This window comes from Streptomyces vastus, assembly GCF_039532825.1.
GTDB classification, from domain to species: Bacteria; Actinomycetota; Actinomycetes; order Streptomycetales; family Streptomycetaceae; genus Streptomyces; species Streptomyces vastus.
Genome location: NZ_BAAASJ010000031.1, coordinates 21926 through 44564, shown reverse-complemented (window position 1 = coordinate 44564; position 22639 = coordinate 21926). Strand labels below are relative to the sequence as shown.

Below are 22639 nucleotides of genomic sequence, written 5' to 3'. Positions count from 1 at the left end.
GCGCTCGGCGAGGTCGTCCGCGGTCTCGAGCACCCAGCGCTCGCACTTCCCCTCCTTGCAGGACGGCAAGGGCGGCACGCTGGTCGCAGCCGTGAGGCCACGACCTCGGCTTCGGCTGTTGCTGCGGCTGTGCGTGCGGGCAGGTGGATATGGGATTGAGAAGCCGAGGCATGCGTCGAGAGCGGTCCGCTCCGGACGAATGTCAGGAAACCTGAGAAATATGTACGCCTGCGAGCAAGCCGCGTCAAGGCCGTCGCGGCAACTCCTCTCCCCCGAGGGGCCGGACGGGTGGCCCCCGAGGAGCGCGTCCGAGAGGTCTCGGCAACACCCTTGTCATCCGGCGTCGCCGTGTGCATCATCGTGTTCATCATCAGGGTTCCTGATATCGGGCACGTTGCCCAGCCCTACCGGGATGCGAAGGAACCCGCCACCGCTCTCTGCTGCCGGCTCCGGCTTCCCCCAACGGCTTCAGCCGCCCGTTCCGGCTTCCTCAGCGGCTTCTCCACCCTCACTTCCGCTCCCTCGACGTGCCCGGAGGCATTCATGAGCGCACCCATGAGCACACCCGCGAACGGCAATTTGTCCCGAAGATCCGTTCTCCGGGGGACAGCCGGAGCCGCCGGGCTGTTCACCGCAGGCGGTCTGCTGACCGCCTGCAGCGGCATCAAGGAGTCCTCGGCGCAGACCGACACGGTGCTCCGAATCGGATATGTCTCGCCCAGCACGGGCCCGGCCGCGGGCTTCGGCGAGCCGAACGCGTACCTGATGAAGAAGATGCGAGCCACCTTCAAGGACGGATTGCAGATCGGCGGGAAGAAGTACTCGATCGAGATCATCGACCGCGACAGTCAGTCGAATCCGCAGACGGCCGCGCAGGTCGCGAGCGATCTGATCAACAGCGAGAAGATCGACCTGATGCTCGTCACCTCCACGCCGGAGACGGTCAACCCCGTCGCCGACGCGTGCGAGGCGGCCAAGGTCCCGTGTCTGTCGACCGCCGTGCCGTGGGAGGCCTGGTACTTCGGCCGCGGCGCCACTCCCGAGAAGCCCTTCACGTACACCTACCACTTCTTCATAGGCGTCGCGGAGATCCATGCCGCGTACACCTCCCTGTGGACGAAGGGTGGGGTCGAGACCAACAGACGGGTCGGCGTCATGTGGCCCAACGACCCCGACGGCAAGGCGATCCGGCAGGGGCTCGGGCCGCAGCTGAAGAAGAGCGGGTTCAGGATCGTCGACCCGGGAGCGTACGAGGACGGGACGAACGACTACTCGGCGCAGATCGCGGCGTTCAAGAAGGCGGACGCGGAGATCTTCAACACCTTCCCGCTGCCGCCCGACTTCGCCACGTTCTGGAAGCAGGCCCGGCAGCAGGGGTACCGGCCGCGCATCGCGAGCATCGCCAAGACCGGCCTCCTCCCCTCCCAGATCGAGGCGCTCGGCTCGCTGGGACACGGCCTCAGCGCCGGCTTCTGGTGGTCGCCCAAGTTCCCGTACACCTCCACGCTCACCGACCAGACCGCCCAGCAACTGGCCGACGACTACGAGCAGTCGACGGGCAAGCAGTGGACCCAGATCATCGGGTCGAACATGGCACTCTTCGAGGTCGCGGTCCACGCGCTGAAGGCGACCTCCGACCCCAAGGACCGGGGGGAACTGGCGGCCGCCCTCGGCAAGGCCAAGCTCACCACCATCGCCGGGCCGCTGGACTTCACGTCCGGGCCGGTGAAGAACGTGTCTCCGGAAGGGCTGGTCATGGCGCAGTGGCGCAAGGCAACGGGGGGCAGCAAGTTCACCGTCGAGCCGGTCATCGTCGACAACGGCGCCTTCCTCGACATCCCGCTCGGAGGCGAACTTGAGCCCCTCCGCTGAGCCGATGACCGTGGGGACGGGGGAGGCCGCCGGGGCGGCCGCCCCGGCCCCGCCGGTGCTCGCGGCGAACGGCATTCACCGACGCTTCGGCAGCCTGGTCGTCCTCGAAGGCATCGACATCACCCTCGCCCCCGGCGAGGCCCTGGGCATCGTCGGCCCGAACGGCGCCGGAAAGACGACCCTGCTCGACATCCTCTCCGGGGCCCAGTCCCCCTCAGAGGGCAGCGTCACCTTCCACGGTCAGGACGTGACCCGCTGGAAGGTCGACCGCCGTTGTCGCAGTGGCATCGGGCGCTCCCACCAGGTGCCGCGCCCCTTCACCGGCATGACGGCCTACGAGAACGTGCTGGTCGCGTCGGTGCAGGGCGGTGCGCACCGGCGTCGGGCCGCGCAGCAGCACGCGCTCGGCGTACTCGAGCGCTGCGGCATGCTCGGCCAGGCCAACCGGCCCGCGGCCGCGCTCACCCTGCTGGAGCGCAAGCGGCTGGAGATGGCGCGGGCGCTGGCGACCGATCCGCAGGTGCTGCTGCTGGACGAGATCGCCGGTGGCCTCACCGACGCCGAGACGGACGAACTGATCGCCACCATCCAGCAGTTGCGCGCCGACGGCATCGCCATCGTCTGGATCGAGCACGTCATCCACGCGCTTCTGCGGGTGATCGACCGGCTGGTCTGTCTCGCGCAGGGCCGGGTCCTGGCCGAGGGCGAGCCGGACGCCGTCATGTCCGATCCCCGGGTCGTCGAGGCCTACCTCGGGAGCGCGGCATGAGTCTGCTGTCGGTCGAGAATCTCGAAGTACGGCACGGTCTGCTGCGCGCCGTCCGCGAAGTCTCCTTCACCGTGGGCGAGGGCGAGGTGGTGGCGGTGGTCGGGGCCAACGGTGCCGGAAAGTCCACCCTTATGCGGGCCGTCGCCGGAGCACACCGGCCGGCCGAGGGCCGTATAGGTCTGGACGGTGTGGATGTGACGGCCCGGCGGGCCCACGACCGTGTCGCGGCCGGGATCGCACTGGTCCCGGAGGGGCGGCGGCTCTTCGCCGACCTCACCGTGGAGGAGAACCTGCTGGTCGCGTCCCGGGTACGGCGTTCCGGACCGTGGGACCTGGCAGCCGTCGTGGCCGCCTTCCCGCTGCTCGACGGGCTGCTGAAGCGGCGCGCCGGCAACCTCTCGGGCGGCGAGCAGCAGGCCGTGGCCATCGGCAGGGCGCTGATGACCAACCCCCGGCTGCTGCTGCTCGACGAGGTCTCGCTGGGCCTCGCGCCCGTCGTGGTCGACACCCTCTACGACTCGCTCGGCACGATCCTCTCCGGCGGTACGACGGTGCTGCTGGTGGAGCAGGACCTCGGCCGCGCCCTGGGGGTGGCCCGGCGTGTGCTGTGCATGCTCGAGGGCCGCGTCGTCCTGGACGAACCCGCCGACGAGGTCACCCGCGAACAGGTCGTCGAGGCGTACTTCGGACTCAGCCGGGCGGCGGCCCCAGACCGCGCCACGGCCGCAACCGTGCAGGAGGAGCCGGCATGAACTGGATCAACGCCATCGTGCAGGGCGTGATGCTCGGCGGTGTCTACGCGCTCTTCGCCTGCGGCCTTTCCTTGATGTTCGGCGTGATGCGGACCGTCAACCTGAGCCACGGCGACCTCGCGGTCCTCGGCGCGTTCCTGGTCGCGGTGCTGGCCGCCGCCGTCGGCATCAGCCCGTTCTTCGCAGTACTGCTGGTGCTGCCCGTGATGGGTCTGGTCGGAGTGGCGTTGCAGCGGGGCATCCTCAGCAAGGCGCTGCGCACCGGCGAGATGTCGTCGATGCTGGCCACCTTCGGTCTCGCCATCGTGTTGCAGAACGTACTGCTGGAGATCTTCAGCGCCGACTCCCGCTCCCTTGACGTGGGTTCGCTGTCCTCGGCCGGTCTCCAGCTCGGGTCGTCGGTGAGCATCCCGTATCTCGGCCTGCTCACCGTGGCGGTGGCGGTCGCGCTGCTCGGCGGGCTGCAACTGCTGCTGGCCCGTACGGGCATCGGCCGGGCGATCCGCGCCACCGCCGCCGACGCGGACACCGCCGAGCTGGTCGGGATCGACAGCCGCCGGGTGTACGCCTGGGCCGCCGCCATCGCCGTCGCCACCGCCGGTCTCGCGGGAGCGTTCTTCGCGATGCGGTCGTCGTTCAGCCCGTCCATGGGGCCGACCCAGCTGCTGTTCGCCTTCGAGGTCGTCGTGATCGGAGGGCTCGGTTCGCTGTGGGGGACGCTCGCCGGGGGCATGGTCCTCGGCATCGCCCAGACAGTCGGCGCGCAGGTGGATCCGCGCTTCTCCATCGTGGCCGGACACGCGGTGTTCCTCGCGGTCCTGGCCTTCCGTCCGCAGGGACTGCTCGGCATGAGAAGGAGCCGCACATGACCACCGCATCACCGGTGGCCCCCACCACCGCCTCCGCCCCCTCGACCATCCACCGATGGACCCCCGTCTCCCGTACGGCGTCGGGTGCCCTGGCCGCCCTGCTGCTCGTCCTGGCATTCGCGCCCTTGGTCTTCACGCCCGAGGTGACCGCGAAGCTGACGACCCTGTTCGTCCTCGTCATCGTCGCGGCCATGTGGAACGCGCTGGCGGGCTACGCCGGTCTTGTCTCCGTCGGCCAGCAGGGCTTCATCGGTCTCGGCGCGTACGGTGTCTTCCTCTTCGTCGACCGGGGCGTCAACCCCTTCGTCGCGGTCGTCCTGTCGGCCCTGCTCGCGGGTGCCGTCGCCGTACCCACCTCGCTGCTCGCGTTCCGGCTCACCGGTGGGCAGTTCGCCATCGGCATGTGGGCGATCGCGGAGTTCTTCCGGCTGGTCGTGGTGAACACGCCTTCGCTGGGCGGCGGTTCCGGCCGCTCGCTCACCGATCTGTCGGCCACCGATCCGGCGGTGCGGCAGGCCCAGGTGTACTGGCTCGCCCTGGCACTGATGAGTGCGCTGCTGCTGGCCGTGTTCGTGCTGCTGCGCAGCAGGCTGGGGGCTTCGCTGGAGGCGATCCGCGACGACCCGGTGGGCGCGGCGTCCGTCGGGGTACGGGTCGCCTCGGCGAAGCGGCTGGTCTTCGTCCTGGCGGCGGTGGGCGGTGCCGCGGCCGGTGGACTCACCCTCGCCAACACCCTGCGGGTGCAGCCGGACTCCATCTTCGGGGTCCACTGGTCCGCGTACATGATCTTCATGGTGGTCATCGGCGGCCTCGGCACCTTCGAGGGACCGATCATCGGGGCGATCGTGTTCTTCCTGGTGCAGGACTGGTTCGGGGCCAACGGAGGAACCTGGTACCTGATCGGGCTCGGCGCCCTCGCCATCGGGATGACGCTGTGGATGCCCCATGGGCTGTGGGGTACCGTGGCTCGCCGACGTGACCTGGAACTTCTACCTGTCGGCTATCGGGTGAAGCCACCGGTCGTCTGACCTCGACGACGGCCTCCCCCGGCCTCCCCGACGACCGACCAAGAGGTGCGAACGATGGCGGAGGCAGCTGATCGGGATCCGATCCCGCGTCCGGCTCCGGGTGCGGATCCCGATCCGGACCCCGAGGACCACAAGGGCCCGCTGACGATCTATCTCGTCAAACAACTCGAACTGGCCATCCGCTCCTTCATGGACGAGGCCCTGCGGCCGTACGGGCTCACGACGTTCCAGTACACGGCCCTGACCGTGCTCCAGCACCGAGGCGGACTCTCCTCCGCCCAGTTGGCCCGCCGCTCCTTCGTCAGGCCCCAGACGATGCACGAGATGGTGCGCGCGCTGGAGGAGCGCGGGCTGATCGAGCGCGCCCATGCCCCGGGGAACCGGCGGATCATGGAGGCCCGGCTGACGCGGGAGGGGGAGGAACTACTGGCGGCGTGTGCGCCGGTCGTGCAGAAGCTGGAGGACCGGTTGCTGCTCGACATGCCGGAGGAACGGCGGAACGCGTTCCGTCAGGGCCTGGAGGACGGGCTCGCCTCCTTGACGGGGCGGCAGCACGGCTGACGAAGCGGATCGGCGGGCCGCCCGCCCGCGCGCGCCGGCTTCCACGCATCATCGCTCCCGGAACTCCGGCGGCTGGTTGAGGAGCTGCGAGCGCAGGACGGGAAGCGGGGGGTGCGTCGCGCCACCGCATGAGTCCGGGACGGCCCACACGGTGGCAGTTCCGGAAGGCCAGGGCGACCCCGAAGTGGCGTTCCGGGCTGTCGTGGATCGCGTCACTGGACAGGGCTCGCAGGTCGGCCGCATTCCTCGAAAAGGGGCGGGGTCTGGTCGTCGGCGAACTCGGCGGTACCGTCGCGCAGTTCGGCGGTCAGGTCGGCGATCGATCTCAGGTCAGCGCCCCGCCACATCCAATCGCGTGAGTACAGGACTCCTGGCAGGTTCGAGTCCTGCCATGGGAGCTGGGCCCCTCGTCCACACGAGGCAGCGGCTGCACGGGGATTGACTGTGAAACCGGTTGCCTCCTACGGTTCCTCCGTCAGGCCGAACGTAATTCGAAATATCGAACGCTGGTGTGCTGTCGCGAGGAACAGTCCGCTCCCCGAAGGCGAAAGGACGAGCCGCCCATGCCTTCCGTGCCCGGCTATCCGCCGCCCACCACGGCGCAGCCCCAGCCCCCTGTTGCCTCTGCTCGCCGTCGCCGGCGACGTGCGCAGTTATCCCACCCTGCCCACCGTTTCGCCGTCAGCTGTGGGCGCTCCTGGATGACGCAGCCTCGTACGACTGCCACTGCCTGCCCTTCCACACCAACAGCCTCTCCGAACCAAGTAAATCAATCTCGTCCGACTGCAAACTTCCCTCCCGTCCCCGCCGATGAACTGGCCCGGGTGCGCGCCGCGTTCCCACGCCGGTGACCCGCGCCACCGGCACGGAGCGATGCGCGGAGCGGATCCGACGGCACGCGGGACCCCAGCCTGCTCGGGGACTTGGGGCCGCGATTCCCTGGCGCGCCGCGGACTTACCGTCTCCGGACGCCCTGCCGCGTGCCGCGGTGACGCTCACCCGTGGCACGGACGCAGGCCCACCGCCCGCCGCGAAGGGTGCCGGACGGCAGCCGCAGGCGTCTGGTGCCGATCAGCCGGCACAAGGAAGTCATGACAGAGATTCCGATGCCGGTCGCGTGACCGCGACCACGACATCGCGACCACTGCATGGGCCCCGTCGAGGAGACCCGACTCCTGCTTCCGGCCGCCAATTCGCGGGCCGACCTCACTCCTGGCCGCAGTACCGCCGATGGCCGGACACCGGCGGGCCCACCCGCCAACGAGACGCACGACAAGAAGAAGGAGTCGAAGCCTGATGGGCAAACGGAGAAGACCCGGATGGGTGTCGCTCGCTGCGGCAGCCGCCATGGCCCTGGCAGCAGGAGTGATCACTGCCCCCGCCGCCTACACCGCGGATGATCCCGTAGAGGTCGTGGTCAACGGAAACGACGTTCGTGGCGACAACATGAACGGCTTGACCTACAAGGGCCTCGGCCTGCTCAGCTGCAACAGCACGAGCAACCTGCTGATGGAATACAAGGCGGAGAACCCCGGCCGGTACTGGCAGCTCATCAGAGTGCTGTTCGGCGGAAAGAACCCCCTGATCAACCACGTCAAGGTCGAGATGGGGACGGACACGAACACGTCGACCGGTTCCGATCCGGCGACCATGCGCACACCGGATGAACTCGCCGACGCGTCCCGCTCGCCGGGCTTCCAGCTGGCCGCCGACGCCAAGACGGTCAACCCGAAGCTCAAGGTCTCGATTCTCCGCTGGGAAATGCCCAAATGGGTCCAGAACGAATGGGACAAGGGCACAGGCACCGACGAGATGTACAAGTGGTACAAGGAGACGATCCTCGACGCCTACGAGAAGTACGGGTACATGGTCGACTACGTCGACCCGGACAAGAACGAGACGCGGAATCCCGACGAGGCGTTCATCAAGTGGTACAAGAACGCGATCGTCACCGACACGGACTTCGCGAATCCGCGTTACGGAATCCCGGAAGACAAGCGGCAAAAGGCCGAGAAGGCTTACCACAACATCAAGATCATCGCCTCCGACGAGAACAACACACACCACATCGGGCCGTCAGTGCTCAGCGATGCGGAACTCTTCGGAATCGTCGACGCGGTGGGCTACCACTACAACACCGACGATCGGCTCGAGGGGGACGCTGACAGCGACACCTATCAGCCGTACACCAAGCTGGCTACCGGCAAGAACAAGTACAACGAGGACAAGGAAGTCTGGTACAGCGAAGGCACCGCCTCGTTCGGCCACACCGAATACCGCGTCAACAACACCGAAGGCCCGAATGGAGCGAGCACCGGCATCGGCGGCGTCCAAAGCGCCCTCGACCTCGCGAACCGCTCCGTCAAGAGCTACGCGAACTCGAAGCGGACGCACTACATCTTCCAGCCGGCGATCGGGTCCTTCTACGAAGGCGCGCAGTACAGCCACAAGGAACTCGTCAGCGCCCGCGACCCGTGGTCCGGCTATCTCCACTACGACGCGGCCCTGTATGTGATGCAGCACTTCACCCAGTTCGCGAAGACCGGCTGGGAGAACGACACGAACACGGCGGGCATCTGGCGCACCGTGCCGGAAGCCAGTTACAGCGGCGTGAGCGGCACCGAGAACGTCGACGGCTCGAACGGGGCACCGAGCTACATGACGCTAGCGGATCCCCGCAAGAAGGACTTCTCGACGGTTGTGGTCAACGACAGCGACCAGCCCAGGACTTACCGCGTCAAGGCCGAGAACATGCGACTCGGCTCTGATCCGACCATGGAGATCTGGGAGACCCGTGGAGCGGACGCGGGGCAGGCCTACGACGCGAACTTCAAACACCTCGCCGACGAGATCCGGCCCGGCGGCGACGGCTTCTACACCTATACGGTCAAGCCGCGGTCGATCGTGACCCTGACGACGCTCGACAAGAGCCACGACAAGGCGACGAAGCAACGTCTGCCGAAGTCCTGGGAGCGCACGGTGCTCGACACCGACGCCACCGGCAAGAAGCGCAACACCCGCGACGACGTCCTGTACGCCGACGACTTCGGGTACGAGGAGGAGGGCCGGGTCCAGGTCGGCACGGCCGACGGCGCGCGCAAGGTGTTCCAGCCCTACCTGATGTCCCGTGGCAACCAGCCGCGCTACATGGTCGACCAGACCGGCGCCTGGGAGGTCGGGAAGGACGCTCGCGGCGGCAACGTGCTGTACCAGTACATGGACCAGTCCATGAAGGACACCGGCGCCTGGAACCGTCACACGCCCAACACGACGGTCGGCGACTTCCGTTGGGAGAACTACAAGGCCACGGTCGACGTCTCCTTCCCGGACCCGGCCGGCGGACTCGCCTCCCTGGGCGTCCGCCAGCAGAAGGGCATGGCGATCAGCGACGCCGCCTACAACGTGCGTATCCGCCCGAACGGCGCCTGGACGTTCTACGAGTACGGCACCGCGATCAGGACGGGAACGGTCGCGGCGTCCGGCGCCTACCGCCTCGCCATCGAGGCGAAGGGCGCGACGATCACGGCCCTCATCGACGGGAAAGCCGTCTCCACGTACCAGGATCCGACTCCGCAGACCGAAGGCCGCGTCAAGCTCGGCAGCGACTTCTACAAGACGGCGTTCGACAACCTGAAGGTCGAGAAGATCGACGGGTACACGCCCTACGCCGGCGCGCAGCTCGACAACATGGACGGCTCGGTCGCATACGAGGGAGCCTGGAGCAGGAAGAACGCATTCGGCGACGCGATGGACTGGTACCGGTCGACGTCGACGAGCACGGCTGCCGGCGCGTCCTTCACCGTCCCGTTCACCGGCACGGGCATCGACATCATCGGCGGCAACGACGGCAGCGCAGTTCTCGATGTCTACGTCGACGGCAAGCCGGTCGCCAAGGACGCGAAGACCGCCGCCGTCGACAAGCGCCTTGCGACGTACACGCTCCGCGGCCTGCGTGACGGCAAGCACACGGCGAAGTTCGTCCTCAAGTCCGGAAAGATCGTGCTGGACGCGTTCAACGCCATTCCCGGTATTCCCGGTGACATGGACGGCCCTGTGGACACGACCCCGATCCGGAGCACCCTGGACAAGATCGGAAGCCCGACACAGGCCGACTACACGGCCGACTCGTGGGCTCTGTTCGTCACCGCGCTCTCGGCCGCGAAGACTGCCGTGAACGGGCAGAGAGGCCTCGACGTCCTCGGCGTCGAGCAGATCAAGAACAGGCTCGACGAGGCCTACGCCCGGCTGGTGCGCAAGGACGCCACCGCGGAGTAGTGGGCCCACGGCGTCACGGGCGCTCTCCTGGCCACAGGGGAGCGCCGCGCCGGGGACTCCCGCAGCGTGGTTTGCCGCCGACGCGATAGGCCCAGCCCATAGGGGTTCCCTCAACCCATGGGGGCTCCCCGCCGTGGCCGGGAGCCCCCATGGGGGGACGCGGGTCAGCCCATGCCCTGGAGGCGCCAGATCTGGTTCTTCTTGCTGTTCAGCGCGCTCGCCGGGTCGCAGGTCCACTGGTGGATCTTCGCGCCGGGGGCCGTCGAGATCTCGCTGACGTCGACGCACTTGCCGCTGTGGACGGCGGCCAGCTGGTAGTCCTTGCTGTTACCCAGCGCGGCGACGGGGTTGAGGGTGAACATCTGGTTGGTGGCACCGTTGCAGGTGTACTGGATGACGGCGGCACCGTCGGCCGTGGAGCGTCCCGAGACGTCCAGGCACTTGCCGCTGTGCTGGTTGACCAACGTGTAGGTGTTCGCCCGGCCAGTGACCGGCTTGAAGTCGAACATCTGCTGGTAGCCGCCCTCGCAGTCGTACTGCTGGTACTGCGTGCCGTTGGCGGTGGACAGGTTGGTGTCGTCCAGGCACCGGCCGCTGTGCTGGGCGACGGCGACCGTGGAGACCGTGATGTTGGACGGCGGGAGCAGGGTGACGGTGTAGCCGTCCCTGGCGTCGGTCCAGGGCACGCTGACAGAGGCGGCGTTGCCGCTGACGGTCAGCCTCTGGTCGGACACGGTGACCGGGCCGGTCACGGCAGCGCCGCCGTTGTTCGGGATGCGCTGCACGACCGCGCGGACCTTGCTGTCCTCGACGACGGAGGTGGTGTCGAGGCGGTTGAGGTTGACGGTGGTGTTGCCGGTGTTGCCGTTGCTGCCGAGCAGGATCTTGGCGTTCTTGGCGGTGTTGTCCTTCGTCGCCAGGCCGTCGGTGCCGGTGCCGGCGGTGACCTTGACGATGTTGCCGGTCTGGGAGCCGTAGTAGCGGTACAGGAACCACTCACCCAGCGGCAGGTACTGGCTGCCGGTCTTGGTGAGGAGATTGGCCTGGAAGTCGTGCAGGTTGCCGGCGGAGGCCCAGTTGGCGCGCAGGCCGTCCGCGCCGGCCCGCTCCAGACGGGAGATGTACCAGCCGCCACGGCCGGGGTTCTGCTCGGTGGTGTTGGCGTACTCGTTGACCTGGAACGGACGGCTCGTGGTCATCGACCGGGCCGACAGCTTGGACCGGACCGCGTTCGCGTCGGTGACCGGGTCACCGGGCAGATCGTGCCAGCTGTAGATGTCGGGTTCGACGTTGTTGGCCTTCACATAGTCCAGGTACGTGTTCCACCAGGCGCCACCCCCGGACGCGGAGGGCTTCCCGGCGGTACTGGGACCGACGACGACAGCGCCCGGGAAGTTGGCTCTGATCTTCTGGTAGGCGCGCTTCCACATCTCCAGGTACTGGGCCTGCGACGGCGCCCAGAAGGGAGCCCAGTCGGGCTCGTTCCAGATGTCCCACTGGACGGTCATGTTGTTGGCCTTGACGTCCCCGATGAGCTGGTCGAGGAACTTGTCGAAGAGGGTCCAGTCGCCGTTGTCGCCCGGCCAGCCCTGCGTGGTGGTGCCGTCGGATCCCCACAGGTCGTGCGGCAGGATGATGAAGGTCCCGCCCAGTGCCTTGGTGCGCTTGTACTGGGTGAGCGTGGCGGCCCAGCGGGTCTGGTAGGCGGCCACGCTGGTGCCGTAGCCGCCGCTGTTGAGCTGGGCGCCGCCGGCCCGCATGAACTTCCACTTGATGTCCTTGTAGAAGTGGTCCTGCGGCAGCGAACCGTCCACGGTCATGCCGTAGATCGTGCCTGAGGCTCCGTAGCCGGGGGCGCCTCCGGCGGTGGAGAAGTCGACGGTGACGGTGGTGTCCGCGGCCCGCGCCATGGTGCCGGGCAGGGCGACGGTGGCGAGCGACGCCAGTAGTGCGGCGAGCGCGGTGGAGGTACGGAGGCGACGGCCTTGCGCGCCGCCACGTACGGGCTCACGTCTGCGTCGTGGAGAGATAGGGGATGAGTGCATTGCGGGTGTCTCCCGGGGGTGGGTGCTGCCTGGGCGGGGGCGCCCAGGGGGTCTCTCAGCCGCCGGTGTGCGCGGCGGGTGCGGTGTGCCGGAGTGCGTGGGCTTCGGCGAGGAGGAGGTAGCTGCTGGCGGTCCAGGTGTAGGCGCGGTCGCGCAGGCCCGTGCCGGTCAGGGCGTCGAAGTTCTCAGCGAACCCGTAGGTCTCGCACAGGGCACGGAACCGGGCGCTGATCTCGTCCGCCAGACGTTCGTGCCCGCCGCGGCGCAGTCCGTCCTCGATGAGGACGGTGGCGGGGGCCCAGATCGGGCCGCGCCAGTAGCCGTCGGCGAGGTAGTGCGGTGAGGCGGGCAGCTCCGTGGCCAGCCCGTGGGGGGTCAGGTGGGCGTCGATACGGACGGCCAGCACCGTGCTGACGCTTTCCGGCAGGTGTTCGCCCAGCGCGATGGGCATCAGGTCGAGCAGGCTGGAACTGTCCCAGGAGTCCCCGCTGTGGACGCCACGGGCGACGAACCGGTCGCCGGTCCAGAGTTCGTCGAGCATCGCGGCCTGGGTCGTGTCGGCCGTTCGCGTCCACCGGTGGGCGTCGTCCGGTCGTCCCAACTCGGTTGCGAGATCGGCGAGTTCGCGTAGCTGCAGGATGAGGAAGGCGGCCAGGTCGGCGGTGACGACCACGCGTTCGGGGTCGAAGGTGGTGGCGTTGTCCCAGCCGCTGTCGTTGCCGTGCTGGTAGTGGGGCAGGGCGGCGCCGGGGGCGCGCCGCGCGGTGAGCCAGAAGTCCGTCCAGCGGGTCAGCCTGTCGTACGCCTCGGTCAGTTCCGCCCGGTCGAGGGGTTCGGGGAGCCGTCGGCGCAGATGGCCCAGAGCCCAGCCGTGGATGGGTGGTTTGACGAAGTTGTAGAGGACCTCCGAGTGGGTCACCGAGTCGGGCAGGGCCCCGCTCTCGTCCTGGTGGTCGAACGGCAGCGAGAACTGGTCCCAGGCCAGCGCGGGTGCTCCGGGTGCCAGGGCGAGGGCGTTGAAGCAGTGGTCCCAGCTCCAGACCTTGTCCATCCAGTGCTTGGACATGAGCACCGCGGGCCGGGTGACAAGCGCTGCCGGGCGGACCGTCGCCGACCACAGGACGTACGCGGCGAGTTCGGCGGCCGGGGTGCCCGACGAGCGCCAGGGGGCCACCGTGTCGGCGAAGGCTGCGAACGCGTGCTCCGCGGCCTCCACGACCTGGCCGAACGTCTCCGAGGAGGCGTAGGGCCGACGCGCGCTGTCCAGTTCCTCGATGGCCGCTTCCCAGACGCCGCCGACGTCCGCGGTGATCGTGATGCCGCGGTCGCCGCCGCCGAGGGCCTGGCTGCCGGACACCTCGGCGACGGCACCGGACAGCACGGTGATCCGATAACGGCGCCCGGTCTCGTACGACGTGAACACGTGCGCGCCGTCCACCGGGTCACGGTAGAAGTAGGCGCCGGCGAAGGGAGTCAGGGTTTCAGCCGCCGCGGTGATGCGCAGGCCCAGTCCTTCACCGCGCAGACGGACCGTGTCCGGTGATGCGTAGGCGAGGCAGATACGTCCGCCGTCATGGACCCACTCGAGCAGGCTCGGTCTCGTCTCGACGCGGGTCTCGGCCCGGTCGCCCGTCGTCGTGTCGAGGGGCACGAAGCGCAGGACGGCGTGCATGCCGTTCTGATGGGAGACCAGGTGGAGGTCCTCGGCGCGCGTCCTCTCCGCCAGCACGGGAGAGATGCCGAACCAGGAACCGTGCATGCTGAACGGAATGTCATGGATGGAGAAGGCCGGGCCGGGCCGGGCGGCGGTCATCAAGCGTTACTCGTTTCTTCAGCAGTGGTCTGCGGCTCTTCAGCAGTGTTCTGAAACAGGGATGATCACCGGTGAGGGCCGACCCGGGGCTCAGTCCTTGACGGCTCCGGCCGTCACTCCGGCGGCGACGTAGCGCTGGGCGAGGACGAGGATCACCGTGGCGGGCAGCGAGGCCACGACGGCGGTGGCCATGATGGCGTTCCACTCCTGGTTGTTGTTGCCGATGTACTGGTAGATGCCGAGGGTGATCGGCTCGTGGTCCCCGCCGTTCGCGAGCGTGCTGGCGAAGACGAAGTCGGACCACGACCACAGGAACGCGAACAGCGACACCGTGACGACGGCGTTGCGGCTCATCGGCAGCACGACCGACCGGAAGGTGCGCAGGGCCCCGGCTCCGTCCATCTGTGCGGCCTGGAGAAGTTCGCCGGGGATGCCGGACATGAACGCGGTGAAGATCAGGACGGCGAACGGGACGGCCAGCGTGGAGTCCGCGACGATGAGGCCGGGCACCGACTGGAGCAGACCGAGGCTGAGGTAGATGGCGTAGAAGCCCATCGCCATGATGATGCCGGGGATCATCTGGGCGACCAGGAAGAGGAAGCCGATCACGCCGGCGCCGCGGGGCCGCAGCTTGGCCAGTGCGTAGCCGGCGGGTGCGGCCAGCACCACGGTCAGCACGACCGTGCCCAGACCGATGACCAGGCTCGTGGCGAGGTAGGGCAGTTGCTGGTCGAGTACGGCGCGGTAGCCGTCCAGGGTGCCGTGGACGGGGAACCAGTCGGGCGGTGACTTGCGCATGTCCTGGTCGCGGGTGAAGGACACGTTGAGCATCCAGTAGACCGGGAACAGCATGACGGCGGTGAGCAGGAGGCCCGTGGCCGTCTTCCACCAGGTGGTCCCTGCCCGGTGCGGTCGCCGGTGCGTGCGTGGTGTGGTGGCGGTGGTCATGAGGCGTACTGCTTTCGCTGGATCCTCAGGTACACCAGGCCGAAGACCAGGGCCGCGACGACGAGCAGGTTGCCGACGGCCGCTCCGGGGCCGAAGGCGGGCAGCAGGTTGCCGAAGCCGAGCTGGTAGGACCAGGTGGCGAAGGTGGTGGACGAGTCCGCCGGGCCGCCCTTGGTCATGATCCAGATGATGTCGAAGACCTTGAGCGTGTAGACCAGGCCCAGCAGGAGGGTGATGGCGGACACCGGGCGCAGGAGCGGGAAGGTGATGTGCCAAAAGCGCTGCCAGACGCCTGCGCCGTCGAGGGCGGCGGCCTCGTAGAGGCTGCGGGGGATCGACTGGAGACCGCTGTGGAGCACGACCAGGTTGAACGGCACGCCGATCCAGATGTTGGCGATGATCACCGAGGTCAGTGACCACGACGGTGAGGTCAGCCAGTTCACCGGGCCGACACCGACCGCGTGCAGGGCGGCGTTGACGATGCCGGATTCGCTGTTGAGCATCCACGACCAGGTGGAGGCCGACACGATGAGCGGCAGCAGCCAGGGCACCAGGAACAGGGCCCGCAGGGTCGCGGAGAGCCGGAAGTGCTGGTTGAAGAAGACCGCGAGGGCCAGGCCGATGACGTACTGGAAGACCAGGCAGACGGCGGTGAACACCACGGTGTGCATGAGCGCGGGGCCGAACGTCGGGTCGTCGAAGACGGACCGGAAGTTGGCGAGGCCGGTGAAGGGTGCGTCGCCCTGGACGAAGGAGCGGACCGTGTAGTGACGCAGGCTCAGGTCGACGTTGCGGTAGAGCGGATAGGCGTAGAAGAGGGCGAGGTAGAGGGTCACCGGGGCGAGGAACGCCCAGGCGGCCCACTGCTGGGAGGTGGGACGGCGTCGGCGGACGGTGCGGGCCGGGGGCGGGGCGGTGGTGGCCGCCCCGCTCCGGTCACGCACCGGACGGCGGTCCGGCAGGTGTGTCGTGCGGTTCATCAAGGAGCCCCGGGTTGCGGTTGCTTGACGGTTTACTTGACGGCGTCCTGTGCCGCGGTGAGCGCGTCCTTCGGTGACTGCGATCCGCTGAGGGCGGACTGGACCGCCTTCCACAACTGCTCCGAGATCTTGGGGTACTTGGTGCCGAGGTCGCCACTGGTGCGTCCCTTGGCCGCCTTGACCGCGTCGACCCACGGCTGCAGCTTGGCGTCGGCCGTCACCTGCTTGTCCTGCACCTCGCTGGTGGGGGCTACGTACGACAGGGTGGTGTCGGTGTCGTAGAGGTTCGCGGTGCTGGTCAGGCAGGACACCAGCTTCTGTGTGGTGGCGTATCGGCCGGTGTCGCCCTGGACCGGCACGGTGACGAACTCACCGCCCGTCGGGGCCGCCGCGTTGCCCCCGTCGGCGGCCGGGATGGGCAGGACGCCGTAGTCGAAGCCGGCCTTCTCGGCGTTGGCGAGCTGCCAGGTGCCGTTCTCGGCGAAGGCGTAGTCGCCGCTCGCGAACTCCTGCCAGCTGGTGGTCTGGGTGTTGTTGATGACCGAGTTGGGGGCGTAGCCCTTCTTCAGCCAGTCGCTCCACAGGGACAGCGCCGAAGTGCCCTGGGCGGAGTCGAGTTCGGTCAGTTGCGCACCCGAGCCCCAGAACCACGGCAGGAACTGGAAGCTGCCCTCCTCCGTGCCGATCGCGGAGAAGGTGATGCCCTTCTTCCCCGCCTTCTCGACCTTCGCCAGCGCCGCCGTCAGCGACTTCCAGTCCTTGACCGAGGTGATGTCCACACCCGCGGCCTTGAGAACGTCCTTGTTGTAGTACAGGGCGAGGGTGTTGGCGCCGATGGGCGTGCCATAGGTCTTGCCGCCCGCCTGACCGGCCGCGAGGAGGTTGGGATCCACCTTCGAGGTGTCCACCTTGTTCTCGTCGGTCGTGGTGAGCGCCCCTCCCTCGGCGAGGGTCGACACCACCGGGTTGTCGAGGATGAGGACGTCAGGGGAGTTGTCCTGCTGAGCGGCCAGCAGCGCCTTGTTCGTCAGGTCGCTGGTGTCGAAGGCCGTCCGCTTGATCTTGACCCCGGACTTGCTGCCGCAACTGTCCAGCAGCTTGGCCCAGTCCGAGTCCTTGGCGAACTGCGGATAGGGGTCCCAGATGGTGTAGCTGCCGCCGTCTGCCGCCTTCGCGGACGGGGTGTCGTCGCCGGAGGAGCAGGCGGTGGCGCCGGCGGTGAGGGCGACGACGGTCATGGCGGTGGCGGTGAGACGGTGTCTGGTGGATCTGTTCATGGGTGTTCCTCGGGGTTCCGGTTCTCGGTTTTAGGCATGGGCATGCCAGGGATGGTGGTGGAGGGACTTCAGCCCCTCCGGCTTTTGCGGAGCAGGGGCCCGGGGGCCGGCCCCGGACATCGGATCGGGGGCGGAGCCTTGTGGCAGGTCGAAGGGGCGCAGCCCCTGGGGACAGGACGGATTGGGACGGCAGGGGCGGAGAACGCCTCCGACGCGGACAGTCGCGGCCCCGACAGGGGGCAGCAGATCAGGCGATCAAGCCGGCGCCGGGCGTCGCGGGAGCAACGGTGCCGGCGGGCCCGGTGCTGGCGCGGAGCGAGATCGGCGGGGCGAGCAGGTGGTGGCGAGGCGGCGCGTCGGGGCGGTCGAGCCGCTCGGCGAGCAGTTCGACGGCCAGGCGCCCCATCTGCGCTGCCGGCACGTCGGCCGCCGTGAGTTGCGGGGTCACCGTTTCGGCCCATCGTGTGGCCACCACGCCGGTGACGGAGAAGTCGCGCGGCACATGGCGACCGGCCTCGGCCAGGCCCCGGTAGAGGCCTCCCAGTGCGGCCTCGTTCAGGGTGACGAGTGCCGTGGTGGCGGGCTCGTCGTGCAGGATCCGCTCCAGGCAAGCCTGCCCCGAGGGGGCGTCGTCCCCGCAGTTGTACGTGCGGACGGTCAGCCCGCGCTCCGCCGCGGCCTTTGTGAAGCCGTCGAGCCCTCGGTGCGCGGACTCGTACCCGGCGCGCAGAAGCCGCTCGGGCCGGTTGACGAAGGCGATCCTGCGGTGGCCAAGGTCCGCGAGGTGGTGGACACAGGCCGCCGCCAGCCCGGTGTGGTCCAGACCGACCCACCAGTCGCCTTCCGGCTGCGCGGTGCGGCCGATGCAGACGGAGGGGAAGTTCTCGGCGAGGAGGTGGTCGACGCGGTCATCCTGGAGCCTGATCTCCATCAGGATGGCGCCGTCGACGCGTCGTTCACCGAGCAGCCGCTGGAACGAGCGGTCACTGTCCACACCACTCGGGGAAAGCAGCACGTCGTAGTCGTTGGCCGCCGCGGCCTCCACCACGCTGCCGATGAAATCGAGCTGCATTCCGGTGTAGTGGTCACCGGCCGGCGGGAAGACCAGACCGATGGTGCGGGTCCGGCCGTTGGCCAGGGCGCGTGCGCTCGCGTTGGGCCGGTAGCCCAACTCGTCGATGACCCGCTGGATCTTCTCTCGGGTGCGGTCCGACACTGCACGCTTGCCGCTCAGTGCGTACGACACGGTGCTCCGCGAGACACCGGCCCGCTTGGCAATCTCACCGATGTTCACGGGACTCCTTCATCGAACCGGTTCGCTACTCCCTGAGAGGGAGGATCGTACTGGTGGCAGGTGCTGAGGGATCGAAGAGGCGGCGGTTCGCTTGTGTCGAACCGGTTCGCGTGAAGGGAAGGTAAGGAGCCGAACGGGCGGGTGTCAATGCCTTGGGCGCACTTTGGAAACAGCCCGGAAACCCCATGCACAGAGACCGCGGGGACCGGACGCACCCAGCACCATCGCCCTCACCAGGCACATTTCTCTTCCGTGGGGCCCTCACAATGCCTGACGTCCGCTCGCACCGAGGTGGAGAGATCGCGTCGGGAGTATTGCTGGCCCGGTTCACCGGTGCTAGCTTCTGGCGAACCGGTTCGACAAACGCGCGAAGCACCACTCCGCCGTCGAGCACACCTCCCCATGACAGCGAGGCATGCAATCGCGATCAGTTGTCGAACCGGTTCGAATCAATAGCCGGCTGCTGCGGCGCAACGTCATGGCCCTCACCAAGGTCGCCAAGGCGTACGGCCTCCCGGTCGTCATCACCACCAGCGCCGACAGCGGCGCCGAGCACTTGGAACCGCCCGGCGACCCAAGCGGCCGCCAGCCGAATGGAGAAGGCAGGGGTGACGCTGAACAACACGCCGGCCACTGCCGCGGAACTCCAGCGCGACCGGCGCGAGAAGGGCGGCCAGGAGCTCGCCGAGCTGCTGGCCGGCGCGACCCCGTTCTATGGCTCGCTGATCCCATACGTGACGCCCGTCGCCTGATCTCAGTGAGGCCAACGACCCAAAAGCGTCGTGGAGTTCAGGTGCGGCGTTTCGGGGCGCCTTTGCGGGAGGACGGCAGCGAGGAACATCGTCCTCTGCTCGCCCGACTGTCCCTCGAAGCGCACACAGGGCTCGATCACGAACTCGGTGTTCGCCGTGCGCAGCCGGTCGGCGCGCAGGTCCAGTCCACCGAGGTGTCCGCGCTGCGGCCCTGCTCAGGCCGAGCACGTTGCCGTAGAAGCGGCGCGCGGCGGCCAGGTCGTCGACCGGCTGGTTGCCTAATCCTCGCGAGGGCTATCGCACGCTTCGCGGCTCAAACGCCATGAAGCATCTGATATGCACACCAAGCACTTAATTGGCACTGTCCCGTACGTCAAGGTGGGCCCACAGATCTTCGGCCGGCTGTGCCGCGGCCGTTTCGTCCATGGGGTCCGCTACGGGGGCCGTCACCTCGGCGCGGTTCGAGAACGCCACGGTGCGGCGGGCCTTGGCGATGACCTCGGCGTGCTCCTCACCGAACGTCGCGGCGTCGAGCCGGACATCGAAAGCCGTCAACACCTCGGGGCTGATCACCGCGAGCGCCGCGCGCAACTCGCCGAGCGTCTGCGGACCCTCGGCGTGTTCGAACCGGTGCGGATCCGAATCGGCCTGCGGGCTCGGCTCGTGCGGCAGCGCGGACATGTGCGTGACCTCCCGTTGTGATGCCTCCACGGTACGCGGTCGCCGTGCCCCGCAGTGCAAGGGTACGTACGACAAACAGCCCCGCTCCCTACCGTTCCCCTTGCGCGGGCATCGCCCGTCGCAGCGCCGCCCGTCCACCGCTCAATGTCCGCGGAACGCCTCCTCGAGCCACCAGGCTCCTCGGTCTCTGACCACCTTGGCGTCGATGAGCAAAGGCGCGGATCGTGGTCCGGCGGTCCAGTCCTCGACGGCCTTCAGATCCGCCTGCGTGCGCACGGTCACCGCCTCGAAGCCGTATCCTCGCGCCACGGCGGCGATGTCCGTCGGCGGGAACTCGACTGTCTCGAGCGGAGATCCGCCGGGCCCGAAGTGGTGCACCTCCGCTCCGTAGGCGTCGTCGTTGTACACGACGACCACCATCGGCAGCCCGAGCCGGCGTACGGTGTCGAGTTCCGCGGCGCCCATCATCGCGCCGCCGTCCCCGAGCGCGGCCACCGGAAGCCGGCCGGGGTGTGCCAGTGCCGCGCCGATCGCGGTCGCCAGCCCCAGGCCGATCGACTGGAACGCCTGGGTGAAACACAGGCCGTTTTCGTCCGGCACCGACAGATACATGCTCGGGTAGCCCATGAAGTTGCCGGAGTCCACGCCGATCACCCGCTCCGCGGGGAGGATGTCGTCGAGCGCGATGCTCAGTGTTCGCGGGTCGATCCGCTCGCGGCTGCTCGTGTCCTCGTACGGCACATCCCGCCAGCGCACGCGTGCTGCGATGGCCGCGGCGATGTCGGCGGTCCGGTAGCCCTGCCGTTTCCCGCCGCCCGTCTCCAGCACACGCCGCGCCGTGAGTTCCACATCGCCGGTGACCCCGAGATGCACATCGCGATGCGCACCGAGCGCCGACGCGTCGTCGTCCACCTGCACCACGGTCGTGCCGGCACCGATCAGGCGGCCGTGCCGCATCGTCCACATGTTCAGCGCACAGCCCCAGCCCACGATGGTGTCCGCAGCCCCGATCAGCTCCGCCGTCAGGGGCGACGAGAAACCTCCGGACACGTCGAGCGACCACGGATTGCCGTGGAACAGGCCTCGGGCCACGGCCGACGTCGCCAGCAGTGCACCGTAGCGTTCGGCCACCGCTTCGAGGGCATCCCGGCCACCAGGCGCGCGTGATCCCCGGCCGGCCACGAAGACCGGCCGTCGGGCCCGCTCGAGTACCTGCGCCAGCGCTGCCACGTCGGCCGCCGCCGCTTCGACCGCCACCCGTTTCGGCGGCGGCGCGCTCCACGTCCAGGCATCGTCAGGCACGTCCAGTTCCTGCACCCTCAAGGGGAGGTTGAGCAGCACGGTGCGCCGTTCGTGCAAGGCTCGTCGCACCGCGGCGCAGGCCTCCCCCACCGCGCCCTCCGCCGACGTGACCCGCACCGGGACCGCGCCCACCGCACGCGCCAGCGCCTCCTGGTCGACGTAGAAGTTGGACCTCGGCTCGGTCACCTCGGCTGCGAGCACGAGGAGTGGCGTACGGCTCTTGGCCGCCTCGGCGACGCCGGTTAGGGCGTTCGTCAGACCGGGCCCCTGATGGACGCTCAGGGCGGCCACCGTGCCGCTCATGCGCGCGTACGCGTCGGCCATCGTCGCCGCGCCGCCTTCGTGGCGTGCGGCCACGAACCGCGAACCCGCCGCCACCATGGCGTTGGTCAGATGGAAGTTGCCCGATCCGACCACCCCGAAGACATGGCCGACGCCGGACGCGGACAACGCCCGCCCGACAGCCTCCGCGACCTTCATGAGCGCTCCACCAACGCCAGCACCCGAGCCGGAGCCCCGGACCCCGTGACGATGGGCAACGGTCCCGCGATGACGACGCAGCCGGTCGCCGGCAGCAGCGCCAGGTTCCGCAACTGGGTCAGCCCGTACTTGTCGCTGCCCATGAGATAGGAGTGACACGGGAAGGCCGGGTCGAACGCGTGCCCCCGTCCGGCGTCGGTGCCCACCGTCTCGACGCCGAGGCCGATCAGCGGCGACTCCTGAGCCACCCACCGGGCGCATTCCGGCGACAGGCCGGGAGTGTGCGGGCCGTTCTCGTCGGCGTTGACGAACGCCTGCTGCGAGTGCGCGCGGGCGTCCCAGCCGGTGCGCAGCAACAGCCAACCGCCGTCCGGCAGCGGGCCGTTCTCCGCCTCCCACGCCTTCACATGCTCGACCTCGACGAGGAAGTCCGGGTCCTCCTCCGCTTCGGCGGTGAAGTCCAGCACGGCGGCCGGTGCGACCAGCCGACGCGCCGGCACGGACGCCACGTCGTCGAGGTCCTTCCCGGTCACCCAGTGGTTGGGGGCGTCGAAGTGAGTGCCGGTGTGCTCGCCGCTGCGGAAGTTGTTCCAGTACCAGGCCGGCCCCCGGTCGTCGTACCTGCTGATCTCCTCCAGTTCGAACACCGCTGTCTGGCCGAACTCGGCCGGCAGCTGGATCACCGGTGTCGACGACGTCAACGGCGACGTGAGGTCGACGACCTCGATCGACCCACCCCGCAACCCGGACACCAGCGAAGCGAGGACGGACGGCTCGGGCATGAGGGCCTCCTAGGGCAATGCGGAACTGACAGCATGGCAGCCCTATATGGCGGTTGTTCAGGTGAATGAGCCGATGTCCGATGTCTCGCCATGCCCCCTCAAGTCCACCGACTGATCCACGCGGCGGGGGCAGTCCGCCGACTCGACTCGACCCGGCTC

At 68.7% G+C, this 22639-nt stretch carries 17 protein-coding genes; 8 read left to right on the top strand and 9 right to left on the bottom strand.

Annotated features, from left to right (window positions below; genetic code table 11):
• Positions 1-543: 543 nt before the first annotated feature.
• From ABD357_RS14555 to ABD357_RS14525, 7 genes are all read left to right on the top strand, one after another.
• The gene (locus tag ABD357_RS14555; RefSeq protein ID WP_344390329.1) at positions 544-1872 is read left to right on the top strand and encodes an ABC transporter substrate-binding protein; all 1329 of its coding nucleotides are present in this window, start codon (positions 544-546) and stop codon (positions 1870-1872) included.
• A 4-nt stretch (positions 1873-1876) separates the two neighbouring features.
• Entirely contained in the window at positions 1877-2641 is a 765-nt protein-coding gene (locus tag ABD357_RS14550) for an ABC transporter ATP-binding protein (protein ID WP_344390328.1), read from the top strand.
• On the top strand, positions 2638-3393 hold the full coding sequence (locus tag ABD357_RS14545; protein ID WP_344390326.1) for an ABC transporter ATP-binding protein: 756 nt from the start codon (positions 2638-2640) through the stop codon (positions 3391-3393). The genes ABD357_RS14550 and ABD357_RS14545 overlap by 4 nt, the downstream gene beginning before the upstream one ends.
• Complete coding sequence (locus ABD357_RS14540; RefSeq protein ID WP_344390325.1) at positions 3390-4262, top strand: branched-chain amino acid ABC transporter permease; 873 nt, start codon at positions 3390-3392, stop codon at positions 4260-4262. The genes ABD357_RS14545 and ABD357_RS14540 overlap by 4 nt, the downstream gene beginning before the upstream one ends.
• Complete coding sequence (locus tag ABD357_RS14535; protein WP_344390324.1) at positions 4259-5290, top strand: branched-chain amino acid ABC transporter permease; 1032 nt, start codon at positions 4259-4261, stop codon at positions 5288-5290. The genes ABD357_RS14540 and ABD357_RS14535 overlap by 4 nt, the downstream gene beginning before the upstream one ends.
• 54 nt (positions 5291-5344) lie before the next feature.
• Positions 5345-5851, top strand: coding sequence for a MarR family winged helix-turn-helix transcriptional regulator (locus ABD357_RS14530; protein WP_344390322.1), 507 nt, complete (start codon positions 5345-5347; stop codon positions 5849-5851).
• Between the two features lie 1296 nt (positions 5852-7147).
• A complete protein-coding gene (locus ABD357_RS14525; protein WP_344390321.1) occupies positions 7148-10126 on the top strand; it encodes a GH59 galactosidase in 2979 nt (992 codons plus the stop codon).
• 164 nt (positions 10127-10290) lie between these two features.
• Here the strand turns inward: ABD357_RS14525 and ABD357_RS14520 are convergent, their stop codons facing one another.
• The 6 genes from ABD357_RS14520 to ABD357_RS14495 form a co-directional block, all read right to left on the bottom strand.
• On the bottom strand, positions 10291-12171 hold the full coding sequence (locus tag ABD357_RS14520) for an RICIN domain-containing protein (RefSeq protein ID WP_344390319.1): 1881 nt from the start codon (positions 12169-12171) through the stop codon (positions 10291-10293).
• A gap of 55 nt (positions 12172-12226) precedes the next feature.
• Entirely contained in the window at positions 12227-13984 is a 1758-nt protein-coding gene (locus ABD357_RS14515) for an amylo-alpha-1,6-glucosidase (protein WP_344390318.1), read from the bottom strand.
• A 90-nt stretch (positions 13985-14074) separates the two neighbouring features.
• Entirely contained in the window at positions 14075-14932 is an 858-nt protein-coding gene (locus tag ABD357_RS14510; RefSeq protein WP_344390316.1) for a carbohydrate ABC transporter permease, read from the bottom strand.
• Complete coding sequence (locus ABD357_RS14505) at positions 14929-15912, bottom strand: carbohydrate ABC transporter permease (RefSeq protein WP_344390315.1); 984 nt, start codon at positions 15910-15912, stop codon at positions 14929-14931. The genes ABD357_RS14510 and ABD357_RS14505 overlap by 4 nt, the downstream gene beginning before the upstream one ends.
• A 32-nt stretch (positions 15913-15944) precedes the next feature.
• Entirely contained in the window at positions 15945-17189 is a 1245-nt protein-coding gene (locus ABD357_RS14500) for a sugar ABC transporter substrate-binding protein (protein ID WP_344390314.1), read from the bottom strand.
• A gap of 247 nt (positions 17190-17436) precedes the next feature.
• Complete coding sequence (locus ABD357_RS14495) at positions 17437-18483, bottom strand: LacI family DNA-binding transcriptional regulator (protein WP_344390312.1); 1047 nt, start codon at positions 18481-18483, stop codon at positions 17437-17439.
• A 608-nt stretch (positions 18484-19091) separates the two neighbouring features.
• On the opposite strand from ABD357_RS14495, the gene ABD357_RS14490 reads away from it, so the two are divergent.
• A complete protein-coding gene (locus tag ABD357_RS14490) occupies positions 19092-19235 on the top strand; it encodes a hypothetical protein (protein WP_344390311.1) in 144 nt (47 codons plus the stop codon).
• A gap of 351 nt (positions 19236-19586) precedes the next feature.
• Here the strand turns inward: ABD357_RS14490 and ABD357_RS14480 are convergent, their stop codons facing one another.
• From ABD357_RS14480 to ABD357_RS14470, 3 genes are all read right to left on the bottom strand, one after another.
• A complete protein-coding gene (locus ABD357_RS14480) occupies positions 19587-19916 on the bottom strand; it encodes a hypothetical protein (RefSeq protein WP_344390310.1) in 330 nt (109 codons plus the stop codon).
• A 141-nt stretch (positions 19917-20057) separates the two neighbouring features.
• Positions 20058-21698 (bottom strand): thiamine pyrophosphate-binding protein, encoded by a 1641-nt coding sequence (locus ABD357_RS14475; RefSeq protein ID WP_344390307.1) that lies wholly within the window; start codon positions 21696-21698, stop codon positions 20058-20060.
• Complete coding sequence (locus tag ABD357_RS14470) at positions 21695-22480, bottom strand: cyclase family protein (protein ID WP_344390306.1); 786 nt, start codon at positions 22478-22480, stop codon at positions 21695-21697. The genes ABD357_RS14475 and ABD357_RS14470 overlap by 4 nt, the downstream gene beginning before the upstream one ends.
• Between the last annotated feature and the right edge of the window lie 159 nt (positions 22481-22639).

What these genes read in the sequence shown, in the direction of transcription:
- ABD357_RS14555 (WP_344390329.1), top strand. Translation starts at nt 544, where the DNA reads ATGAGCGCACCCATGAGCACACCCGCGAACGGCAATTTGTCCCGAAGA.
- ABD357_RS14545 (WP_344390326.1), top strand. Translation starts at nt 2,638, where the DNA reads ATGAGTCTGCTGTCGGTCGAGAATCTCGAAGTACGGCACGGTCTGCTG.
- ABD357_RS14515 (WP_344390318.1), bottom strand. Translation starts at nt 13,984, where the DNA reads ATGACCGCCGCCCGGCCCGGCCCGGCCTTCTCCATCCATGACATTCCG.
- ABD357_RS14520 (WP_344390319.1), bottom strand. Translation starts at nt 12,171, where the DNA reads ATGCACTCATCCCCTATCTCTCCACGACGCAGACGTGAGCCCGTACGT.
- ABD357_RS14475 (WP_344390307.1), bottom strand. Translation starts at nt 21,698, where the DNA reads ATGAAGGTCGCGGAGGCTGTCGGGCGGGCGTTGTCCGCGTCCGGCGTC.
- ABD357_RS14535 (WP_344390324.1), top strand. Translation starts at nt 4,259, where the DNA reads ATGACCACCGCATCACCGGTGGCCCCCACCACCGCCTCCGCCCCCTCG.
- ABD357_RS14505 (WP_344390315.1), bottom strand. Translation starts at nt 15,912, where the DNA reads ATGAACCGCACGACACACCTGCCGGACCGCCGTCCGGTGCGTGACCGG.
- ABD357_RS14530 (WP_344390322.1), top strand. Translation starts at nt 5,345, where the DNA reads ATGGCGGAGGCAGCTGATCGGGATCCGATCCCGCGTCCGGCTCCGGGT.
- ABD357_RS14510 (WP_344390316.1), bottom strand. Translation starts at nt 14,932, where the DNA reads ATGACCACCGCCACCACACCACGCACGCACCGGCGACCGCACCGGGCA.
- ABD357_RS14540 (WP_344390325.1), top strand. Translation starts at nt 3,390, where the DNA reads ATGAACTGGATCAACGCCATCGTGCAGGGCGTGATGCTCGGCGGTGTC.
- ABD357_RS14550 (WP_344390328.1), top strand. Translation starts at nt 1,877, where the DNA reads ATGACCGTGGGGACGGGGGAGGCCGCCGGGGCGGCCGCCCCGGCCCCG.
- ABD357_RS14525 (WP_344390321.1), top strand. Translation starts at nt 7,148, where the DNA reads ATGGGCAAACGGAGAAGACCCGGATGGGTGTCGCTCGCTGCGGCAGCC.
- ABD357_RS14480 (WP_344390310.1), bottom strand. Translation starts at nt 19,916, where the DNA reads ATGTCCGCGCTGCCGCACGAGCCGAGCCCGCAGGCCGATTCGGATCCG.
- ABD357_RS14500 (WP_344390314.1), bottom strand. Translation starts at nt 17,189, where the DNA reads ATGAACAGATCCACCAGACACCGTCTCACCGCCACCGCCATGACCGTC.
- ABD357_RS14470 (WP_344390306.1), bottom strand. Translation starts at nt 22,480, where the DNA reads ATGCCCGAGCCGTCCGTCCTCGCTTCGCTGGTGTCCGGGTTGCGGGGT.